At 58.7% G+C, this 16,953-nt stretch carries 16 protein-coding genes; all 16 read right to left on the bottom strand.

Annotated elements, in window-relative coordinates; genetic code table 11:
• Positions 1-23 precede the first annotated feature (23 nt).
• The 16 genes from J3362_RS03855 to J3362_RS03780 all read right to left on the bottom strand — a co-directional run bounded on the left by J3362_RS03855 (position 24) and on the right by J3362_RS03780 (position 16,858).
• Entirely contained in the window at positions 24-533 is a 510-nt protein-coding gene (locus tag J3362_RS03855; protein ID WP_062782255.1) for a flagellar basal body-associated FliL family protein, read from the bottom strand.
• Between the two features lie 165 nt (positions 534-698).
• Positions 699-1,889 (bottom strand): flagellar hook-length control protein FliK, encoded by a 1,191-nt coding sequence (locus J3362_RS03850; RefSeq protein ID WP_349518207.1) that lies wholly within the window; start codon positions 1,887-1,889, stop codon positions 699-701.
• A gap of 153 nt (positions 1,890-2,042) precedes the next feature.
• Positions 2,043-2,390: an Hpt domain-containing protein gene (locus tag J3362_RS03845; protein WP_349518206.1), complete on the bottom strand. Its 348-nt coding sequence runs from the start codon at positions 2,388-2,390 to the stop codon at positions 2,043-2,045.
• Positions 2,383-4,140: a PP2C family protein-serine/threonine phosphatase gene (locus J3362_RS03840; RefSeq protein WP_349518205.1), complete on the bottom strand. Its 1,758-nt coding sequence runs from the start codon at positions 4,138-4,140 to the stop codon at positions 2,383-2,385. Before J3362_RS03840 ends, J3362_RS03845 begins: the two co-directional genes overlap by 8 nt.
• A 24-nt stretch (positions 4,141-4,164) precedes the next feature.
• Positions 4,165-4,470, bottom strand: coding sequence for an STAS domain-containing protein (locus tag J3362_RS03835; RefSeq protein ID WP_014577632.1), 306 nt, complete (start codon positions 4,468-4,470; stop codon positions 4,165-4,167).
• A gap of 122 nt (positions 4,471-4,592) precedes the next feature.
• Positions 4,593-5,036 (bottom strand): flagellar export protein FliJ, encoded by a 444-nt coding sequence (gene fliJ, locus J3362_RS03830; RefSeq protein WP_014577633.1) that lies wholly within the window; start codon positions 5,034-5,036, stop codon positions 4,593-4,595.
• On the bottom strand, positions 5,036-6,430 hold the full coding sequence (gene fliI, locus J3362_RS03825) for a flagellar protein export ATPase FliI (RefSeq protein ID WP_014577634.1): 1,395 nt from the start codon (positions 6,428-6,430) through the stop codon (positions 5,036-5,038). The genes fliJ and fliI overlap by 1 nt, the downstream gene beginning before the upstream one ends.
• On the bottom strand, positions 6,411-7,304 hold the full coding sequence (locus tag J3362_RS03820) for a flagellar assembly protein FliH (protein ID WP_108017455.1): 894 nt from the start codon (positions 7,302-7,304) through the stop codon (positions 6,411-6,413). The genes fliI and J3362_RS03820 overlap by 20 nt, the downstream gene beginning before the upstream one ends.
• Positions 7,304-8,347, bottom strand: a complete 1,044-nt coding sequence (fliG, locus tag J3362_RS03815; RefSeq protein WP_008173060.1) for a flagellar motor switch protein FliG — start codon at positions 8,345-8,347, stop codon at positions 7,304-7,306. The genes J3362_RS03820 and fliG overlap by 1 nt, the downstream gene beginning before the upstream one ends.
• Positions 8,340-10,049, bottom strand: a complete 1,710-nt coding sequence (gene fliF / locus J3362_RS03810; protein WP_273094610.1) for a flagellar basal-body MS-ring/collar protein FliF — start codon at positions 10,047-10,049, stop codon at positions 8,340-8,342. Before fliF ends, fliG begins: the two co-directional genes overlap by 8 nt.
• Before the next feature lie 15 nt (positions 10,050-10,064).
• On the bottom strand, positions 10,065-10,433 hold the full coding sequence (fliE, locus tag J3362_RS03805; protein ID WP_008173058.1) for a flagellar hook-basal body complex protein FliE: 369 nt from the start codon (positions 10,431-10,433) through the stop codon (positions 10,065-10,067).
• A gap of 252 nt (positions 10,434-10,685) precedes the next feature.
• Entirely contained in the window at positions 10,686-12,149 is a 1,464-nt protein-coding gene (locus J3362_RS03800) for a sigma-54-dependent transcriptional regulator (RefSeq protein WP_349518204.1), read from the bottom strand.
• Positions 12,150-12,161: 12 nt separating this feature from the next.
• Entirely contained in the window at positions 12,162-13,400 is a 1,239-nt protein-coding gene (locus J3362_RS03795; protein ID WP_349518203.1) for a sensor histidine kinase, read from the bottom strand.
• Between the two features lie 230 nt (positions 13,401-13,630).
• Positions 13,631-15,082 (bottom strand): sigma-54 dependent transcriptional regulator, encoded by a 1,452-nt coding sequence (locus J3362_RS03790; RefSeq protein ID WP_349518202.1) that lies wholly within the window; start codon positions 15,080-15,082, stop codon positions 13,631-13,633.
• A 70-nt stretch (positions 15,083-15,152) separates the two neighbouring features.
• Positions 15,153-15,482, bottom strand: a complete 330-nt coding sequence (locus J3362_RS03785) for an SOS cell division inhibitor (RefSeq protein ID WP_349518201.1) — start codon at positions 15,480-15,482, stop codon at positions 15,153-15,155.
• A 17-nt stretch (positions 15,483-15,499) separates the two neighbouring features.
• Entirely contained in the window at positions 15,500-16,858 is a 1,359-nt protein-coding gene (locus J3362_RS03780; protein WP_349518200.1) for a DUF1329 domain-containing protein, read from the bottom strand.
• Positions 16,859-16,953: the final 95 nt, after the last annotated feature.

Genomic DNA, 16,953 nt, shown 5'->3' with positions numbered 1-16,953 from the left:
CCTGAAGTACCGTGGCCCGTGCGCTATTGCACGACAAAATTTCTGAATAACACCCGCTTGATGGCGGGCTCGCCTTCCTGCTCCAGCACCTGATTCACCGTGGTCAGCATCCGCTCGGCCAGGCCACTCCGGCCCTCGGGCGTCTGCAGCTCATTGAAGTTACTGCTACCCAGGACTGTCACCAGCTGGCTTCGAATCAGAGGCATGTGCAGCTTGGCAGCTTCAAGCGCCTGTGGATCGGTGGACTCCAGCGCCAGGTACGCCTGGGCGTAGCGTTGGCGGCCCTCAGCCTGAACCGTGGTAACAATGGCTTTTTCGATCAGGTAGTAGCTGCTGGGAATAAAGGTTTCCTCTGCAACCTCGGTTGCGTCACCCTCTTCCTCACCCATGCCCGGAAGACCGCCGCCCAGGAACCACAGGGTACCCACCACAGACAGCACAATGGCCAGGATCACCACCACAACCAGCATGATGATCAGCTTCAGTTTTCCCTTCTTGGCAGGAGCCGCTTCAGATTCGTTATTTTCAGCCATAATGTTCGCTTTGCCAGAAATCCGTCACGGGGAGCAATTTTCCGCGACTTTTCAGGATTGGATGCAAAGGGCGGGCCAGAACACCCAACCTTCCCGTTCAGAACAGCAGTTTAGCGTTGCCGGGAAGGATGGGCAAAGGAGATTGGAAGAGAATATCGAAGGGTATCAGGCGAAGATGTCTACTTCGCCTTTCCAGCTGAGATCAAGGCTGCCTGAGCTGATGCCCTCATCGTCCTGATCGCCAGCAACCAGCGATGTCGAGCCGCCACCGGAGCCATCATCATTTCCGGTGCCCTGTTCGCCGGTCTGCTGGCGAGGCGAATCGGAAACATCAAAGCCCGCCAGGGACAGACCCTGCTCACCCAGCATATCCCTGAGGCGGTGGGAATGCAGTTCAAGCTGGTCACGGACCACGGGATTGGCCGAATGGACCGTAATATTCGCCTGTTCGTTCTGCACCCGGACCTTGACCTCCATGGGCCCCATGTCCGGCGGTGTCAGGTGGATTTCGGCAACCGACATGTTGCGGGCGGTCAGCCAACTGAGCTTGCCCACCAGTTTGTCGCCCCACTCTGCATGGCCAACCGGCACATCAATAGACGTAGCGTAACCTCGCAACGGCGCGGCGTTCTCGGCCGTCAGTTTCGCCGCACCATTGGCATTATTGGCCGCTTGCTGGGACACCAGATCCATGGCGGACTGGAAGCGGCCAGAATTGATCAACGAGCCGGAATCCGCATTGCGGCCGGAGTCGGTGAGCACTGAGGCCTTCATGACATCTGTCAGTGTCGCATCGCCGGAAACACCGCCGGATCCGGACTGAGCTTTCTGACCCGAGGCCCCTGTGAGAAGGCCACTGAACAATCCGGCAACGGAATTCGTCTGGCCCGAACCCCCGGTGGCAGCGTTGACGCCGACTCCCGGCATTGTGGCTGACATGGCGGACTCACCGGCACCACCGGCTTTTGGATTCAGCCAGGACTGCAACTCGACAAAGGTAAGAGGAAGCGCCGTCGGCTCTGATTTGCCATCACCGGCAACAGCGGCCTCGCCCGCGTCCCGTGATTCAGCATCCGTGGCAGCGTCGGCTTTTTCGCCACCCTTTGGATCAGCGTTCGCGTTTGCTTCCGTTTTCGTCTCTGAAGAAGTGTCCCGGGCCGCCCGGGATTCATCGGCAGATCTGGCCTCGGCGTTCCGATCCGCCTTCTGGCGATCGAGCCGCTTTTGCTCAGCCTGGGAGACAGAGTCAAAATCGCTTTTCCTGTCAGCCGGATCCCGGCTGGTTCCGGATTTTGACGGGCCGGGATCTTGTTGCGTCCCGGGCGCGGGGGTTTGGGGAAGAACCATCTGGGCCATGGCAACCTCTTGCCGCTTTTATCGCATTGTCGCCCTCACCTTGCCGGACCTGGCCGGTGCATGGGCGGTTAATCCACTCAATGCGAAGGACAAAGCAATTGTGATGCCAGCGCACACCTGCTTCGCCTGACAAAAGGCCTGAATCGACGTGATTCACCCCACCATCAAGCCATCCAGGCCTGCGATTACCTGTTCGAATTCCCGGGCAATGTCATCCAGTAATCCCGAGGCATCGTCCAGCCGGGACTCCTTTCCTGCGATTTCCGCCTTCAGGCAGAGTTCGCCAAGCCGTGGGGCGCCAATATTGATACAACTGCCCTTGAAGCTATGGGCCGTCTTGGCAAAGGCGTCACTATCGTCAGCCCTCAGGGCTTCTTGCAATCCCCGAATCCTGTCGCGGGAATCTGCAACATAGGTCTGTATCAGCACTTCGAATTCGTCCTCCATGACATCTCGAAGCTCAGCCAGTGCCTCCTCGTCCAGGTGTGGTTTATCAGTCATCTCGATTCTCCGCTGTACGGGCGAACTGCCAATCGTAGACAATTTCAACATGATTGCCCTGTTCATGAAACCTGATGGTCTCCGCCAGACGTTTCAACAGCAGCAGGCCCCGCCCCGCATAGCGCCCGCTCATGGTTGGGGAATTACCGGGGGCCACGCTGGGATGATTGTGAAAATCAAACCCCTGGCCGCTGTCCTCACAGATAACACGAAGCCGACCTCCATCCGGTTTCAGGGAATGGTGCAGTGTGAACCGGATGTAGTGACCCGCCACGTTGGCCAGGCGCCGATTGCGCTCCGCGTAGTAGCGGCCAAAGCCCTCCGGTGAGTGTTTCCATTCTGACGGAAGTTCCAGAACACCGTGCTCCAGCGCGTTGTTGTAGAGTTCCGCCAGCAGGGTATAGATTTCGCCGCTCTTCCGTCGAAGACCCGGCACCTCCATGCAGATATGAAGCAACAGAGGCAGGGGACTGAACTCGCCGAGGGTCCTTTCCCGGATTTCATAGCTGCAGCGCCATTCCGCCGGCCCGGCAAGAGCAGACGGTGCGGCACGATCTGGCAGGGTAGCCAACCCCGCCTCGTCCATCATTTCCAGACAGCAGAGCGTCAGGTCATCGCCATCCTCAAAGTTTCCGGTGAACCGGTGAACCGCGGACATCATGGCATCGAACGGATGGTCGCCACCGTCCATCCGGTCAAGCGTGCCGGTAACGCCCTGCTCACCGAATACGTTGCCGGCACTGTCGGCAGATTCCAGAAAGCCATCGGTCATCATCAGCACCCTGTCACCAGGGGCGGCACCAACCCTCTCGAAATCGGCATTGAACTGATCCGGCGCAAGGATACCCAGGGGAAGATGCCGCGATGGCAATGCCAGGAGTTCTCCGGTGGTCCGGATCAGCCAGCCATCGGGTAGACCGCCGTTCCAGACTTGCAGCTGATTAAGTTTGAAATCCGCCTCGATCATGGCGCCACAGCAGAACATGCCCGTGGGCAGAATCCGTTTGAGTTTCTGGTTGATCTCGCGCAATACGTCCTGGCCGTTAAAACCCTTATTGGCCATGCCGTAGAAGATCTCGGCTACAGGCATGGCGCCGATGGCAGCCGGCAGACCATGGCCGGTGAAATCCCCCATGAAGATCAGCATCCCGCCCGCCGGCCGCGGCGAGGCAAACAGCACATCACCATTGAAAATGGACTGGGGCGAGGCGTGATAACGAATATTGGAGGCATCCAGGCAGCCGGAATGAGCCACGTTGTCGAAGACCCGCTTGGCGATTTCCTGCTCTTCGGTAAGTTGTCGGTTGCGCTCACGAATGAGATCCCGCTGATCCGAGAGGGTCCGGTGCATCAATCGCATTCGGTTGAAAGCCTTGATCTTGGCTTCAATAATGATCCGGTTATAGGGCTTTCCCAGGAAGTCATCTCCACCGGCCTCCAGGCATCGGGCCAGGGCACCGGCTTCAGAGAGGGAGGTCAGGAAAATCAGGGGAACCAGCCGTTCACCAGCCAGGAGTTTGATCTGACGGGCCGCTTCCATGCCATCCATGACAGGCATCAGGGCATCCAGCAGCACCAGATCCGGCGCCTCCTGCTGGAAAACAGAGACCGCGTCCAGCCCGTTTGCCACATCAAGGACTTCGTGCCCCAGTCGCTTCAGCAGTGTTTTGAGGATCAGGCGATCGCTGTCTGAATCGTCAGCGATCAGTATTCTCAGGGGACGGCTATGTTCTGCAACGGAATCATCCATGAGTACTCCGGCAGTCCGCGAGCATCAGCGGATATTGAAAAGTTGCTCGAAATTGGAGATTGAAAGGATACGACGGACATCGTTATTGCAGTTTTCGATGACGATTCCTGCGCTGTCACCTCCGGCATAATCACGGAGTAACAACAGCATTCCCAGCGCCGAGCTATCCAGGTAGGTGGTGTCAGACAGATCCACAATGTAATTCCGGATGTTCGGATCACCGTGCTCGTAGGCATCACGGAACGCCTGATGGGTGCTGAAGTCGAAACGCCCCTCTATCCTGATAACAAGAGTCTGACCGTCATCATCGCGGCGCGTCTGGATCGGCATTCCAAAACCTCCCGGGCTATCAAGAGCAGCATTTGACCGGCGTGTTCTACCAGCCCTACATCCGGTAAGGATAGCTGAGTGGTCTGATTTTGCATCTGTATTTGCTTGATGCGGAGCAAGATTCAGCGTCGACGTTGGTTAAAAGCCCGCCCCGCGGCCTCATCCGAAAGCTTCTGTTCCCGGAGATCCTGCTCCCTCTGCTCCTGCTGGCGGCAGGTTTCTATGTATTTTTCCATGCCACGCCGGCGCTCCCAGGCGTGCTGCCATTCCTTTTTGCGCGCCTCGAAGACCTTTTCCGCCTGCTCCAGCTGCGTCTGTTGCTGCCGGATTACCTGATCCAGTTGCGCAATAAAGGCCTGCCACGCCTGGAGCCTGGACACCTGCACAACCCCCTGCTGGCTGTTGCGAATCTGATCCCGGTACTCCTGCTGGTAGCGATTCAGGTTCTGGACCTGTTCGCGCTGCTGCTCCGCTAGCTTCCTGGCCTCTCCCATTCGCTCCAGGGCTTCCTGCTCCTTGCGCTCCTCCAGGGAAAGAACCACTTCCAGACGCCGGGAACGCAGCATCAGGCATCACCTCCGCCGCCAGCTGCCGGATTCGGCACGGCCGACTTACGCCGATCGGGGGAACGACGCTCTGGCACCACCGCCAGCAACTGGTCAACACTTTCCTTCAGTGGTGCACTCTCATTCAGGCCCTGCTGCAGGAACTGGCGCATATTGCCGATGTGAGTGATGGCAAAATCGGTCTCGGGATCGGAACCCTTCACGTAAGCGCCGACAGAGATCAGATCCCGGGCCTGCTGGTACCGTGAGTACACCTGCTTGAATCGCTGGGCCCTGGAAAAATGTTCGGTCTCGGTTACCTGCGGCATCACCCGGCTGATCGACGCTTCCACATCAATGGCGGGGTAGTGTCCCTCTTCGGCAAGCCGGCGGGAGAGTACGATGTGGCCATCCAGAATCGCCCGGGCAGCGTCTGCAATCGGATCCTGCTGGTCATCGCCTTCGGTTAGTACAGTGTAGAACGCCGTGATAGAACCGCCTCCGGGGCGACCATTGCCGGTTCGCTCCACCAACTGGGGCAGTTTGGCAAATACCGAGGGCGGGTAGCCTTTGGTCGCCGGCGGCTCACCCACGGCCAGGGCAATTTCCCGCTGGGCCTGGGCGTAACGGGTCAGGGAATCCATCAACAGGAGCACGCGTTTGCCCTGATCCCGGTAATACTCGGCAATCCGGGTGGTCAGCATGGCGGCGCGCAACCGCATCAGTGGCGAATCGTCCGCGGGCGCGGCCACCACCACCGAGCGGGAAAGGCCCTCTTCGCCCAGAATGTCCTCGATAAACTCCTTTACCTCACGGCCCCGCTCACCAATCAGGCCCACCACGGTGATGTCGGCATCGGTAAAGCGGGTCATCATGCCCAGCAACATACTCTTGCCCACGCCACTGCCGGCAAACAGACCCAGGCGCTGCCCCTGGCCGACGGTCATCAACGCATTGATCGCCCGAATACCCACATCCATCGACTGCCGCACCGGGGCGCGGTTCAGCGGGTTGATAATATCGCCGGTGAGCGCCACGCGGGCCTCGGCCTGCAAGGGGCCTTTTCCGTCCAGGGGCTCACCACTGCCATCGACCACCCGGCCAAGCAGCTGGGGGCCAACCGGCACCCGGCTTGCGGCAGACAGAGGCACAACCCTGGCACCGGGCTTGAGCCCCTCGATTGCTGTCAGAGGCATCAGATACACCCGGTCGTCCTCAAAGCCCACCACTTCCGCCTCAACATTACCGGTGTTCTGGCCAAAGATGACACAGCGGTCACCGACCACCATGGGGCAGCCGACACATTCGAGGGTAAGGCCCACCATGCGGGTCAGTCGCCCGGAAAGTTCAGGCTCGGGCTCGTTTCCCAGAAACCCCTGAAAGCGGTTGAGGCGATCAGCGAGGCTCGAGGTCATCACCGTCACCTGTATTTTGCGCCGGCTTCGGATCGTCTGAGGAATCCCCGGTCTCCGGGGAATCCAGCACGTCCCGATGGAAGCCGGTCAAGTCTTCCATCATGGAGTCCAGTTCCTCGGTTTCTCCGCCCTCACTGTCGCTCATCTGCTGGTCCAGCATGCTCTGCACGGCCCGCTGGAAACGTTTCTCAACCGTGAAATCCACCAGGCTGTGACGGGTTTCCACCTTACAGCCACCGGGCAGGATACTGGCGTCTTCAATGACGGAAGCGGACGCTTCGAGGCGGGCGGTCACCTCGCGAACCATTTCACAGTCTTCCGGGTTTATATGGATGCGGATGTTTTCCGCGGTGGAGGGTAGCGCCTCCATGGCGCGGCGAACCACGTGACGGATCTGGGAGGAGTCGATGGTCAGTTCACGATAGACCACCGCCCGGGCCAGAACCGTGGTCAGGTTGACCAGAGAGGTTTCAAGTTCGTCCTCGTGGCGCTTGATCGGCAGCAGCAACTCACCGAGCAGATGTTCGAGACGGTCAAGCTTGGTCTCGATTTCCTTGCGGGTATCGTCGTAGCCCTGACTTTTGCCTTGCTCCCTGCCCTCTGCCAGGCCGGTTTCCAGCCCATCCTGGTGGCCTTCCTCTTTGCCGGCTTTCAGGCCATCCTGGTAACCCTGTTCCCGGCCCTCGTTATAGCCGTCTTCCCGCGCCGCCTCGCGAATCTCGTCAATGTCGGCGGCGGTGAGGGGCTTGACCTCGCGCTCCTCTTCCCGCGCTACTTCATTGCCACGGGCATCCAGCAGGGGCAGCTCCCACCGTTCATAGGCGGTCAGCTGTTCCTTGGGAATGCGATTGACGTCACGGGTGGAATCTTTCATCACATCATTTCTTCGCCGGCACCGCCGAGGGAGATTTCACCGGCCTCGGCCATACGGCGCGCAATGGTGATAATGTCTTTCTGGGCTGATTCAACTTCGCTGACCTTGACCGGCCCCTTGGCCTCAAGATCATCCTGCAGCAATTCCGCAGCGCGTTTGGACATGTTCTTGAAGATCTTGTTCTGAACCTCCTCGTCGGCGCCCTTGAGGGCCACCACCAGCACTTCCGAGGACACTTCCCGCAACAGCGCCTGGATTCCGCGGTCGTCCACTTCCTTGAGGTTATCGAACACGAACATCAAGTCTTCGATGGTGCTGGCAAGGTCCGGATCCATATCCTTTATGGAATCCATCAGATTGCCTTCGATGCTCCGATCCATGAAGTTCATGATGTCCGCTGCCCGCTTGACCCCGCCAATGCGGCTGGTCTGGGAGGCGGCGCCACCCGAGAACTGCTTCTCCAGGATATCGTTGAGTTCCTGCAAGGCCTGGGGCTGGATACTCTCCAGTGACGCAACACGCATCATCACATCAAGGCGGACCTTCTCATCCAGGGTGCCAAGAATTTCAGCGGCCTGATCCGGATCCAGGTAGGAAATAACAATGGCCTGGATTTGCGGGTGTTCGTAGCGAATGATGTCGCCAACGGCACGGGGCTCCATCCACTTGAGGGTATCGAGGCCGGTGGTATTGCCGCCAATCAGGATGCGATCGATCAGGCTGGATGCCTTGTCGTCGCCGAGCGCCTGGGTGAGCATCGTCCGGATGTACTCGTCATTGCCTACGCCAAGTCCGGTCTGCCCGCCTACGGCATCAACAAACTGGTTCATCACGTAGGTCACTTCGTCCTTGCTGACATCCTTCATCTGGGCCATGGCCACGCCCACACGCTGGACCTCTTTGGGGCCCATGTGCTTGAGGATTTCTGCGGCATCCGCTTCGCCCAGTGACATGAGCAGAATCGCAGCCTGCTCCACACGCGGAATTTTCCGCTGCGGCTTTGACGGCTCACCGCCACCCTGTTGATTGGCTTGCTCAGTCATCGACGTTCACCCACTGGCGCATTACCTGTGCGACCCGCGCCGGGTCTTCGGCAATCAGCCCTTTCAATGCGTTCAGCTGCCTATCATAACCGTCTGTGGCACCCGGCAAAAGCAGATCATCCTGGGCGGACATGGCCTTGCGGAGCTCATCTCCACCCTCGATGTCATCAAGGCTCCCGTAACCACCGCCACTGCCGGAGCCGGAATCCAGGCCGCGTTCCCGCTGGCCACCGCCGGACAGGCTTTTAAGCGTTGGGCGCAGCAGCCCCAGCACGAGCACCAGAATCACCAGGCCTGCGAGCACTTGCTTCATCAGATCCCAGAACCAGGGCTGTTCCCAGAAGGCCGGAGCCTCGAATTCAACGGATTCTTCCTGCGCAAATGCGGTATTCATCACCGTAACACTGTCACCCCGGGCAGCTGAATAGCCCACAGCGTCCCTAACCAGCATGCTGAGCCGCTGCAGCTCCTGCTCCGGCCAGGGCTCGTAGCTGACTTCGCCCGTTTGTGGATCCACTACTTTCATGTCGTCCACCGCCAGAGCCACGGTCACCCGCTTGACTCTGCCCAGCTCCTGACGTCGGTAGCTGACAGTACGATCCATTTCATAATTCCGCGTGGATTCACTTCGCACGTTGACCGGTGCTGGCGCCGCCTGCTCACCATCACCGCCGGCAGCCTGCTCTGGCACCGTAGCATTAGCCGGCGGCTGGTTTGCCAGCGCACCGGGAATGCCGCCCTGTGCGCCGGCAGTGCGCCGTTCGGTCAGCTCACGCTCACTGCGCACCGCCTGCTGTTCGGGGTTGAACAATTCCTCTGCCTGCTCCACCGAGGAGAAATCGAGATCCGCCGACACTTCGGCACGATAGCGGCCATCACCCACGATAGGTCCGATGAGAGAGGCAACCCGACGCGTCAGACGCTCCTCGACTTTGGCGGTGTATTCGTATTGGTCCGCCATCTGATCCGCGCTGCTCTGACTTTGCTTGCCCGTCAACAGATTGCCGTTTTGATCGACAACGGTTACGTGTTCCTTGCTCATCATGGGAACACTGCCGGCAACCAGATTCACAATAGCGTTGATCTGTTCCTGTTCCGGCCGGCGACCAGCGAAAACTTCAAGAAACACCGAGGCAGAGGGATCACGGGCATCGCGAACAAAGACAGAGCGCTCCGGGATAGCCAGGTGCACACGGGCATTCCGAACGCCACGCATGCTGGCAACGGTGCGGGCAAGCTCACCCTCAAGCCCGCGCCGGTATGAGATGGTTTCCATAAACTGCGACGTGCCGAGACCACGCTCCTGGTCCAGCAGCTCGTAGCCCATGGTTTGACGATCGGTGACACCTTCGGCCGCCAGCTTCAAACGGGCGTTGTAGACCTGATCCGAGGGAACCAGCAATGCGCCGGTACGCGGATCCATCTTGTAGTCGATACCGTTGCTTTCGAGGATGGTGGTCACATCCTGGGGATTGTAGGATGAAAGATCACCCACCACCGGCTGATAGTTCGGCTCCTGAGCCCAGAGCACGACCGCCAGCCCCAGCGCCACGCTGGCGGCAAGCCCCACCATAAGCCCGATCTGGCGCAGCAGGTTGAGCCGGTTGAACCCCATGAACAGGTCGCTACGGCTCTCTGGCGCGTCTCCCTCCCGGGCTGCGGGCATGTTGGAGGCATTGGTTTCTGCAGGTACGCTGGCCATGACTCTGCTCCGTTATCAGATCGGCATGTTCATAATGTCTTCGTAGGCCCTAACCACCCGGTTACGTACCTGGGTCAGCGCTTCGAAGGAGACAGAGGATTTCTGGGCGGCAATCATCACGCGGGTGATGTCTACGTTCGGATCGCCCATGTCGTAGGCGGTTCGCAGATCCCCAGCCGTTTTCTGGAGGTCGTTGACGTTGTTCACCGCGTTGCTAAGCATGTCATTGAAGCTGGGCGTCTCCTGGGTTTCCTGAACCTGGCGAGGGCCGTCTATGCGACCACGAACCGATTGATCCTGCTCGACCCGCTGGTTCTGCATCATCTGTGAACGCAGGGACCGGATATCGGACAAAACACTGTTGATGTCGGCACGCTGAACCATAACTCTCTCCTGGCTCCGCCCTCCCAGGGACGGAATTGCTCTTGGGATGATCTTAGCTCCGATAAAGCAATTGGCAGGCCAAGTAGATTTTAGATATAAATATCAGATGGTTATGAACCCAAGGACGGAGTCGTGATTGTTCCATGACGGACTTTTGACGACGGGCAGGATGACCCCACCGGCATGGGGAATCGAAGATAAAAAAACGGCACCCCGAGGGGTGCCAATGAAGGAGTTCGTCTTGCAGGGGGGTCAGACCAAGGCCATCTCGGCGTCCAGATCGATTCCGGCATCGCGCATCTGGGCCAGCTTGTACCTGAGCGTCCGGGGACTGATCCCCAATTGCTCTGCGGCCCTGTTGCGACGCCCACGCTCTTTCCGGAGTGTCTGTATGATAATACGGAATTCCTGCTGCCTCAGATCATCGCCCAGGGAAACCGCCCCTTCCGGTTCGCCGTCCTGCTCATCGCAGGATTGCTCGAGGGAAGAAACCTCCCGGTCTGAGTAGCCAGGCTCGCCCGCCATGCTCGAAGCAGTGTCAGCATGGGAAACCGGCTCCACGCTACGAAGATCCGGCCGCCCGGTAATGCCCAACTCCAGGCACAGATCCCCCGAATGAATCACATTGCCCTGATGTAACACCAGAGCTCGCTGGATCGCATTATCCAGCTCGCGGACATTCCCCGGCCATTGGTGATGCATGAGCGCGCTCCTGGCATCCTGGGCGAAGGTTATCCCGGTCAGCTTCATTTTGCGGCAGTGCTTTTTCAGCAGCGACGAGGCCAGCGGCATAATATCCAGCGGCCGCTCCCGAAGCGGCTGCCAGTGCATCGGAAACACTGTCAGACGGTAATAAAGATCTTCCCGGAACTTGCCCTCGCGCACGTAATCCGCCAGATCCCGGTTGGTGGTCGCTACGACACGGACATCCAGACTGATGGTCTTGCGACCACCAACCCGCTCCACTTCCCGCTCCTGCAATACCCGTAGGAGCTTGGACTGAAGCCCCAGATCCATCTCCGAAATCTCGTCCAGCAGAATGGTGCCGCCGTTAGCCTGCTCGAATTTGCCGGGCGAAGAGGCGACGGCACCGGTAAAGGCACCTTTCTCGTGACCAAAGAGGATAGCCTCCAGCATGTTTTCCGGTATTGCAGCACAGTTGATGGCCACAAATGGCTGCTCAGACCGTGGAGACTGCTGGTGAATAAACCGGGCAAGAACTTCTTTGCCGGTTCCGCTTTCCCCCGAGATCATGACGGTGGAGTCGCTGCCGGCCACTTTGGTCGCCAGCTGGAACATCCGTTTGCTGATCGGGTCTTCTGCCACCGGCTCATCATTGGCTTTCTCACGACCGCCGCCAACAACCTTGCTAACGGCATCCACCAGGAAGCGCGGTTCAAACGGTTTCACCAGATAATCGATAGCGCCGGCCTGCATTGCGGACACTGCATCGCTGATCTGACCATAGGCCGTGATCAGCATCATTGGCAGCCCCGGATACAGCCGCTGGACCTCAGCCAGCAGCTGATGTCCAGATAGACCCGGCATGTTGACATCGCTGACCACCATATCCACCGGAGCCTCGGCCAGTCGCTCAAGGGCTTCGCTGGCATTCGACGCTTCCCGCACCCGGAATTTTGCCAGTTCAAGGGTGGTTACCAGCGCTTCCCGCAGGTCATGGTCGTCCTCAACAATCAGAATCTGGGCCTTCGCCATGGTTGCCTCCGATCAGTTTCTGTTTCGTAATTGCGGTAAACGCAAGGTAGCGATGGCGCCGCCCTGCTTCGGCGATTCAATGAAGAACCGCCCTTGATGCGCCTTAATGACGGCTTGCACCACCGCAAGGCCGAGCCCCGTGCCATGGGACTTGGTTGTGTAAAAAGCTTCTGTTAACCGGGCCGCGTCCGAGGGCTCAAATCCCGGGCCGTTGTCCAGAACGCGAATGACCAGCTCGCAGGTTTCTTCGGTTACGCGAACCGCAACATGGGTGGCTCCAGCCTCAAGACTGTTATTCACAAGATTGGTACAGGCGCCAACAAGGGCATCTCGATTACACATCAGCCGGCAGTCGCTGGAAATTTCGTTCTCGAGATCCACTTTTGCGCCGGGAGCCGGCTTAAGCCCCTCGACTGCCGACGCCAGTGCCGAGACCAGCTTGCCGGCAGAAAGCTCCTCTGCCAGCCGGGTCTCGCCGCGAGCGAAGATCAGCATATCCCGCACCTGTTGCTCCAGGTGGGTCAGGCGCGACATCAGGCGGGAAGCACAGCGCTGACGCATTTCTTCGTCCAGGTCATCCTGGCTCAGATGGCCACCGTAGAGAATGGCCGCGGACAGCGGGGTACGGATCTGGTGAGCGAGAGACGCAACCATCTTGCCCATGGCAGACAGACGCTGGGCGTGAGCCAGCTGCGCCTGCAGGTGCCGGGTTTCGGTGAGGTCCGTCAGCAGAATCAACTGGCCGGGCTGGTTTTCCATGGTCCGGATCTCGATGCTGACCCTACGCCCATCCTTCAGAGACACTTCGTGACCATCGTCCCGCCGGGGCGCAAAACAGCGATGGATGACATCAACCCAGCGGGCGCCGTCCAGGGGCTCCCCCAGAAGCGCAATGGCTGCCGGGTTGGTCTGCGTTACCACGCCCTGGCTATCCAGAACGACAACGCCTGCAGGCAGTGCGTTCAGCAAGGTGGACAGACGATCTGCCAGTTGCTCTTTTTCTTCAAGCTCCTGCTGACGCTGGAGCGATTCCTGGTTCAGCTCGCCGGAAAGCTGGTTGACCCGGGATTCGAGGGTCCGGTAGGAGTCAGTGATCTGCCGCGACATCCGGTTGAACAATTCCAGGGCGGTATCCACCGCCTCATCGTCCTGCTCCGGAAACAGGGCGGTAACCTTGTCATTGACATCCGCCGCAGCGTTGGTCTTTGTGCCGCCCGCTCCGGACTGAAGAACAAATTGTGCCTGACTCATAACCTGACTCCCCGATCGGCCCGTCGGTTCGGACCTCATAGTTCGGATACTTCGTTTGCAGGTTTGTAAGCCAGCAACGTGCCAACTTGTTTTTTTCTATATATTTCAAAGGTAAAGAGATTCTCGAGAGAGGCAAATGACAATTTTACGTCGGTCAGAAACGGAAACGGCGCCTCAGGTTACGAACCTTTGACGCCGTTCAGGGAGCTTTAAAATCGGGACGATCCGGCTCAGGACTCCTCGGATTCCTCTTCCCGAAGCCCGTACTTGCGAACCTTCTCTACCAGAGTCGTGCGTCGGATCCGCAGCTTCTCGGCAGCCCTGGCGACAACGCCGCCGGCCTCATCGAGCGCCTGTTGGATCAGCTGTTTCTCGAGATTGGAGAGGTAATCCTTCAGGTCGATACCGTTCACCGGCAGCAATGCCGGGGCATCCAGGCCCACCAGGCCAGGAATACCGGAAGGCATACCGGTGTCCTCCACCGGGCGGTTCTCATCATAGTCGTCAACGTAGCGGAACTTTTTGGGCAACTCCTGCACGCCGATTACACCGTAGGGATGCATGATCGACAGGCGTTCAACAAGATTCGCCAGTTCACGCACATTGCCGGGCCAGTCGTGCCGGCACAGGCTCATGATGGCCGCTGAATTCATCCGCAGCGAACCACGCTTTTCCTTTTCCATCCGGGAAATGAGTTCATTAATCAAAAGGGGAATGTCTTCCACCCGGTCACGCAGGGCCGGCATCTCGATGGGGAACACATTCAGGCGATAATAGAGGTCTTCCCTGAAATCCCCGGACTCAATCATGTCTTCCAGGTGCTTATGGGTGGCGGCGATTACCCGCACATCTGCAGACTGGGTGCGATTGCTTCCCACCCGTTCGAAGGTTCGCTCCTGCAGAACCCGGAGAATCTTGACCTGCATGTTGAGCGGCATGTCTCCGATCTCATCGAGAAACAGAGTGCCACCCTCGGCCAGCTCGAAGCGCCCTACCCGGGCCGTGATGGCACCGGTGAAGGCCCCTTTCTCATGGCCGAAAAGCTCGCTTTCCAGCAGCTCCGCCGGAATGGCGCCACAGTTCACCGGAACAAACGGTTTATCACGTCGGGAAGAATGGTAATGCAGGTTGCGGGCGACGACCTCCTTGCCGGTACCGGACTCGCCGGTAATAAGAACGCTGACATCCTTATCCGCCACCTGCTCCATCAACTGGCGTACCTGCTGAACTTTTCGACTGGTTCCCACAAGGCTTCGGAAGAGCTGCAGACCGCGCTGCTGGCCACGCTCCCGGGAGCGGCTGAACTGATCCCGATAGATCTGGGCACGGTAAAGCGAATCAACGAACTTGGTGTAATTGAGCGGCCATTCCATGCGAGCAATGATGCGACTGTTAGCCTCGTCGGACAGCCCCTTGAGCTCAGGGTGACCAACGACCAGAAACGGAACGCCCTGAACGGCATCACTGACAGCGGTGATCGCCTGGGTGGCTCCTGCATCCTCGCCATTCACCACCGCGACTGCGATATCTGAAAGGCCTTCCTCATCACCACTGCTCAAAAGTGCCCTGGCTTCATCGCCAGCAAGGACCTGCTCTTCGCCAATGAACTCAAGAACGGTGACTATGTCCCGCAATCTTGAATCATCCTCGCTCAGCACCAGCACTTTGTTATTTTTAGACATTCAACCGAATCTCTTGGGGGATTTGTGCGGTATTTAAGACTGTAAGAACCCCAGAGTCAATTTTATGACGCTATTTTGGTCGATTCGAAGAAACGTTCTGGTAGGCCTTCGCCGCACTCCGGTTCCTGTTTACACCCTTCAGGCCATCTTCCGCCTCCTTACGGGCCATTCGGGCCGATTCATCGGCGGCGTCAATAAACTGCTGTAGTTCCTGCAAGCGGAGCCTCACCGGCTCCGCCTCGACTTCTCCCGCTTCCAGGGCGACCATCAAGGGCTCCACGGCCGGCTTCACCTGTGCGTTCAGGCTGGCCATCGCTTCCCAATCCTTGTCTGCGAGAGCGCGCGCCAGATCCGCCATCAGTCGATCCAGGTGGTCCAGGTGCGCTTGCGGGTCTGCCATGTCAGTCTCCTTGCAAATCAGCGGCGGGCGGCACGGCGGGCGGCGGAGGCAGTAAATTCGTTGCCGCGGAACCCCGGGGCGAAATCGTATGCCGGGAATCCATTATCCAGCCCATCAACGTAGTAACGCTCCGCCTTCAGGTCGTAAGTCATTTCCATGGTAGTCCAGAATACCGGCTCACTGTAATAGCTGATGTTGTGAGCTTCCGACACGCGCCACAGATTCCCGTCTGCATCGTATTCCTCGGACGCCAGGATCTGCCAGCTGTCTTCATCCACGTAAAACACGCGGCGGTCGTAAATGTGGCTGATACCGGTACGGCGTTTCGCTTCGACTACCCAGACCCGATGCAGTTCGTAACGGGTAAGCTGCTGATTGATATGGCCCGGGCGAATCACGTCGTCGGCTTCGATTTCCGGCCCGTGAAGCTTGTAGGCATTGTAGGGCACGAACAGCTCTCGCTTGCCTTTCAGCTCCCAGTCATATTGGTTGGGCGCACCGTTGTACATGTCTTTCTGATCGACGGAACGCAGCGAGGATGAATTCGGCAGGTCGGTTTCGTAGGCCAGATTGGGCGACCGGCGAAGACGACGGGAACCGGAATCGTACCGCCACGCAAGGCGCGGAGACCGCACCTGGTCAAGCGTTTCATGCACCAGCGTGATGGTGCCGGCCAGAGACGACGGCGAGATAGTGTCTGTCTTCAGGTAAAAAATCTTGTTATCGATTTCCGCCAGCTCTGCGCCCCTCTGGCTGTAAGCGAAGAAGTAGTCGTAATCATTGACCACCGGGTTGTAGGAGCCATCCTTCTGGGGCGTTGCAGACGCACTACGCAGGGAAATTTCTTCGCCCCGATAGCGCAGGATATGGTTCCAGATAACCTCCAGACCATCCTTTGGAATCGGGAAAGGACTGGTCATGATGGTGTCGCGAACGCCGTTGCCGTTGTCCAGCAACTGAGCTGTCAGCGCGTTCTCACGAAATTTGTCGTAGACATGCTCGGGAAACGCGGCGGTCCGTCGGGTCTGGTAAACCGGCATAAAGAAGTCGGGCCCATACTTCTCCAGCATGGCAATGTGACCGTCTGAAAGCTTGTCCCTGTAGAGCTCCAGGTTGTCGGCCGTAATAACGAAAAGAGCCTCATCTTCGGGAAACGGGTTAATTTCCACTTGCCCCTCACGCCAGCCGTCCGGCGGCGTGGCCAAACCTCCGGTCCATTCGGGGATGCTGCCTGAGCGGTTGCCCGCCTTTTCGGCTCCGACCGGGGTCAGTTCACCACCCAGCCGCTCGGCCTCGGCGGCCGTGACCTTGGACAGGGCCTGTCCGGAAAACCCGAGAAAAACCAGTGCGACACCTGCAACGAGTTGGCTTCGCATCCCTTACACCTCCAGAAATTCATGCTGTTGGGTAGCCGCCACGAGCAGAACTCGCACAGCCGGGCGCCTTTTTGCCAAATTCAAACGGTCGTTTC

Origin of the sequence: Marinobacter sp. NFXS11 (assembly GCF_040148675.1) — a bacterium.
GTDB lineage: Bacteria > Pseudomonadota > Gammaproteobacteria > Pseudomonadales > Oleiphilaceae > Marinobacter.
The sequence above is the reverse complement of the archived record's forward strand: the minus strand, read 5'-3'. Positions and strand labels throughout refer to the sequence as shown.

Bases quoted from the DNA above. Each gene is read 5' to 3' on its own strand.
- J3362_RS03855 (WP_062782255.1), bottom strand. From the start codon at position 533: ATGGCTGAAAATAACGAATCTGAAGCGGCTCCTGCCAAGAAGGGAAAA.
- J3362_RS03850 (WP_349518207.1), bottom strand. From the start codon at position 1,889: ATGGCCCAGATGGTTCTTCCCCAAACCCCCGCGCCCGGGACGCAACAA.
- J3362_RS03845 (WP_349518206.1), bottom strand. From the start codon at position 2,390: ATGACTGATAAACCACACCTGGACGAGGAGGCACTGGCTGAGCTTCGA.
- J3362_RS03840 (WP_349518205.1), bottom strand. From the start codon at position 4,140: ATGGATGATTCCGTTGCAGAACATAGCCGTCCCCTGAGAATACTGATC.
- J3362_RS03835 (WP_014577632.1), bottom strand. From the start codon at position 4,470: ATGCCGATCCAGACGCGCCGCGATGATGACGGTCAGACTCTTGTTATC.
- fliJ (WP_014577633.1), bottom strand. From the start codon at position 5,036: ATGCTGCGTTCCCGGCGTCTGGAAGTGGTTCTTTCCCTGGAGGAGCGC.
- fliI (WP_014577634.1), bottom strand. From the start codon at position 6,430: ATGACCTCGAGCCTCGCTGATCGCCTCAACCGCTTTCAGGGGTTTCTG.
- J3362_RS03820 (WP_108017455.1), bottom strand. From the start codon at position 7,304: ATGAAAGATTCCACCCGTGACGTCAATCGCATTCCCAAGGAACAGCTG.
- fliG (WP_008173060.1), bottom strand. From the start codon at position 8,347: ATGACTGAGCAAGCCAATCAACAGGGTGGCGGTGAGCCGTCAAAGCCG.
- fliF (WP_273094610.1), bottom strand. From the start codon at position 10,049: ATGGCCAGCGTACCTGCAGAAACCAATGCCTCCAACATGCCCGCAGCC.
- fliE (WP_008173058.1), bottom strand. From the start codon at position 10,433: ATGGTTCAGCGTGCCGACATCAACAGTGTTTTGTCCGATATCCGGTCC.
- J3362_RS03800 (WP_349518204.1), bottom strand. From the start codon at position 12,149: ATGGCGAAGGCCCAGATTCTGATTGTTGAGGACGACCATGACCTGCGG.
- J3362_RS03795 (WP_349518203.1), bottom strand. From the start codon at position 13,400: ATGAGTCAGGCACAATTTGTTCTTCAGTCCGGAGCGGGCGGCACAAAG.
- J3362_RS03790 (WP_349518202.1), bottom strand. From the start codon at position 15,082: ATGTCTAAAAATAACAAAGTGCTGGTGCTGAGCGAGGATGATTCAAGA.
- J3362_RS03785 (WP_349518201.1), bottom strand. From the start codon at position 15,482: ATGGCAGACCCGCAAGCGCACCTGGACCACCTGGATCGACTGATGGCG.
- J3362_RS03780 (WP_349518200.1), bottom strand. From the start codon at position 16,858: ATGCGAAGCCAACTCGTTGCAGGTGTCGCACTGGTTTTTCTCGGGTTT.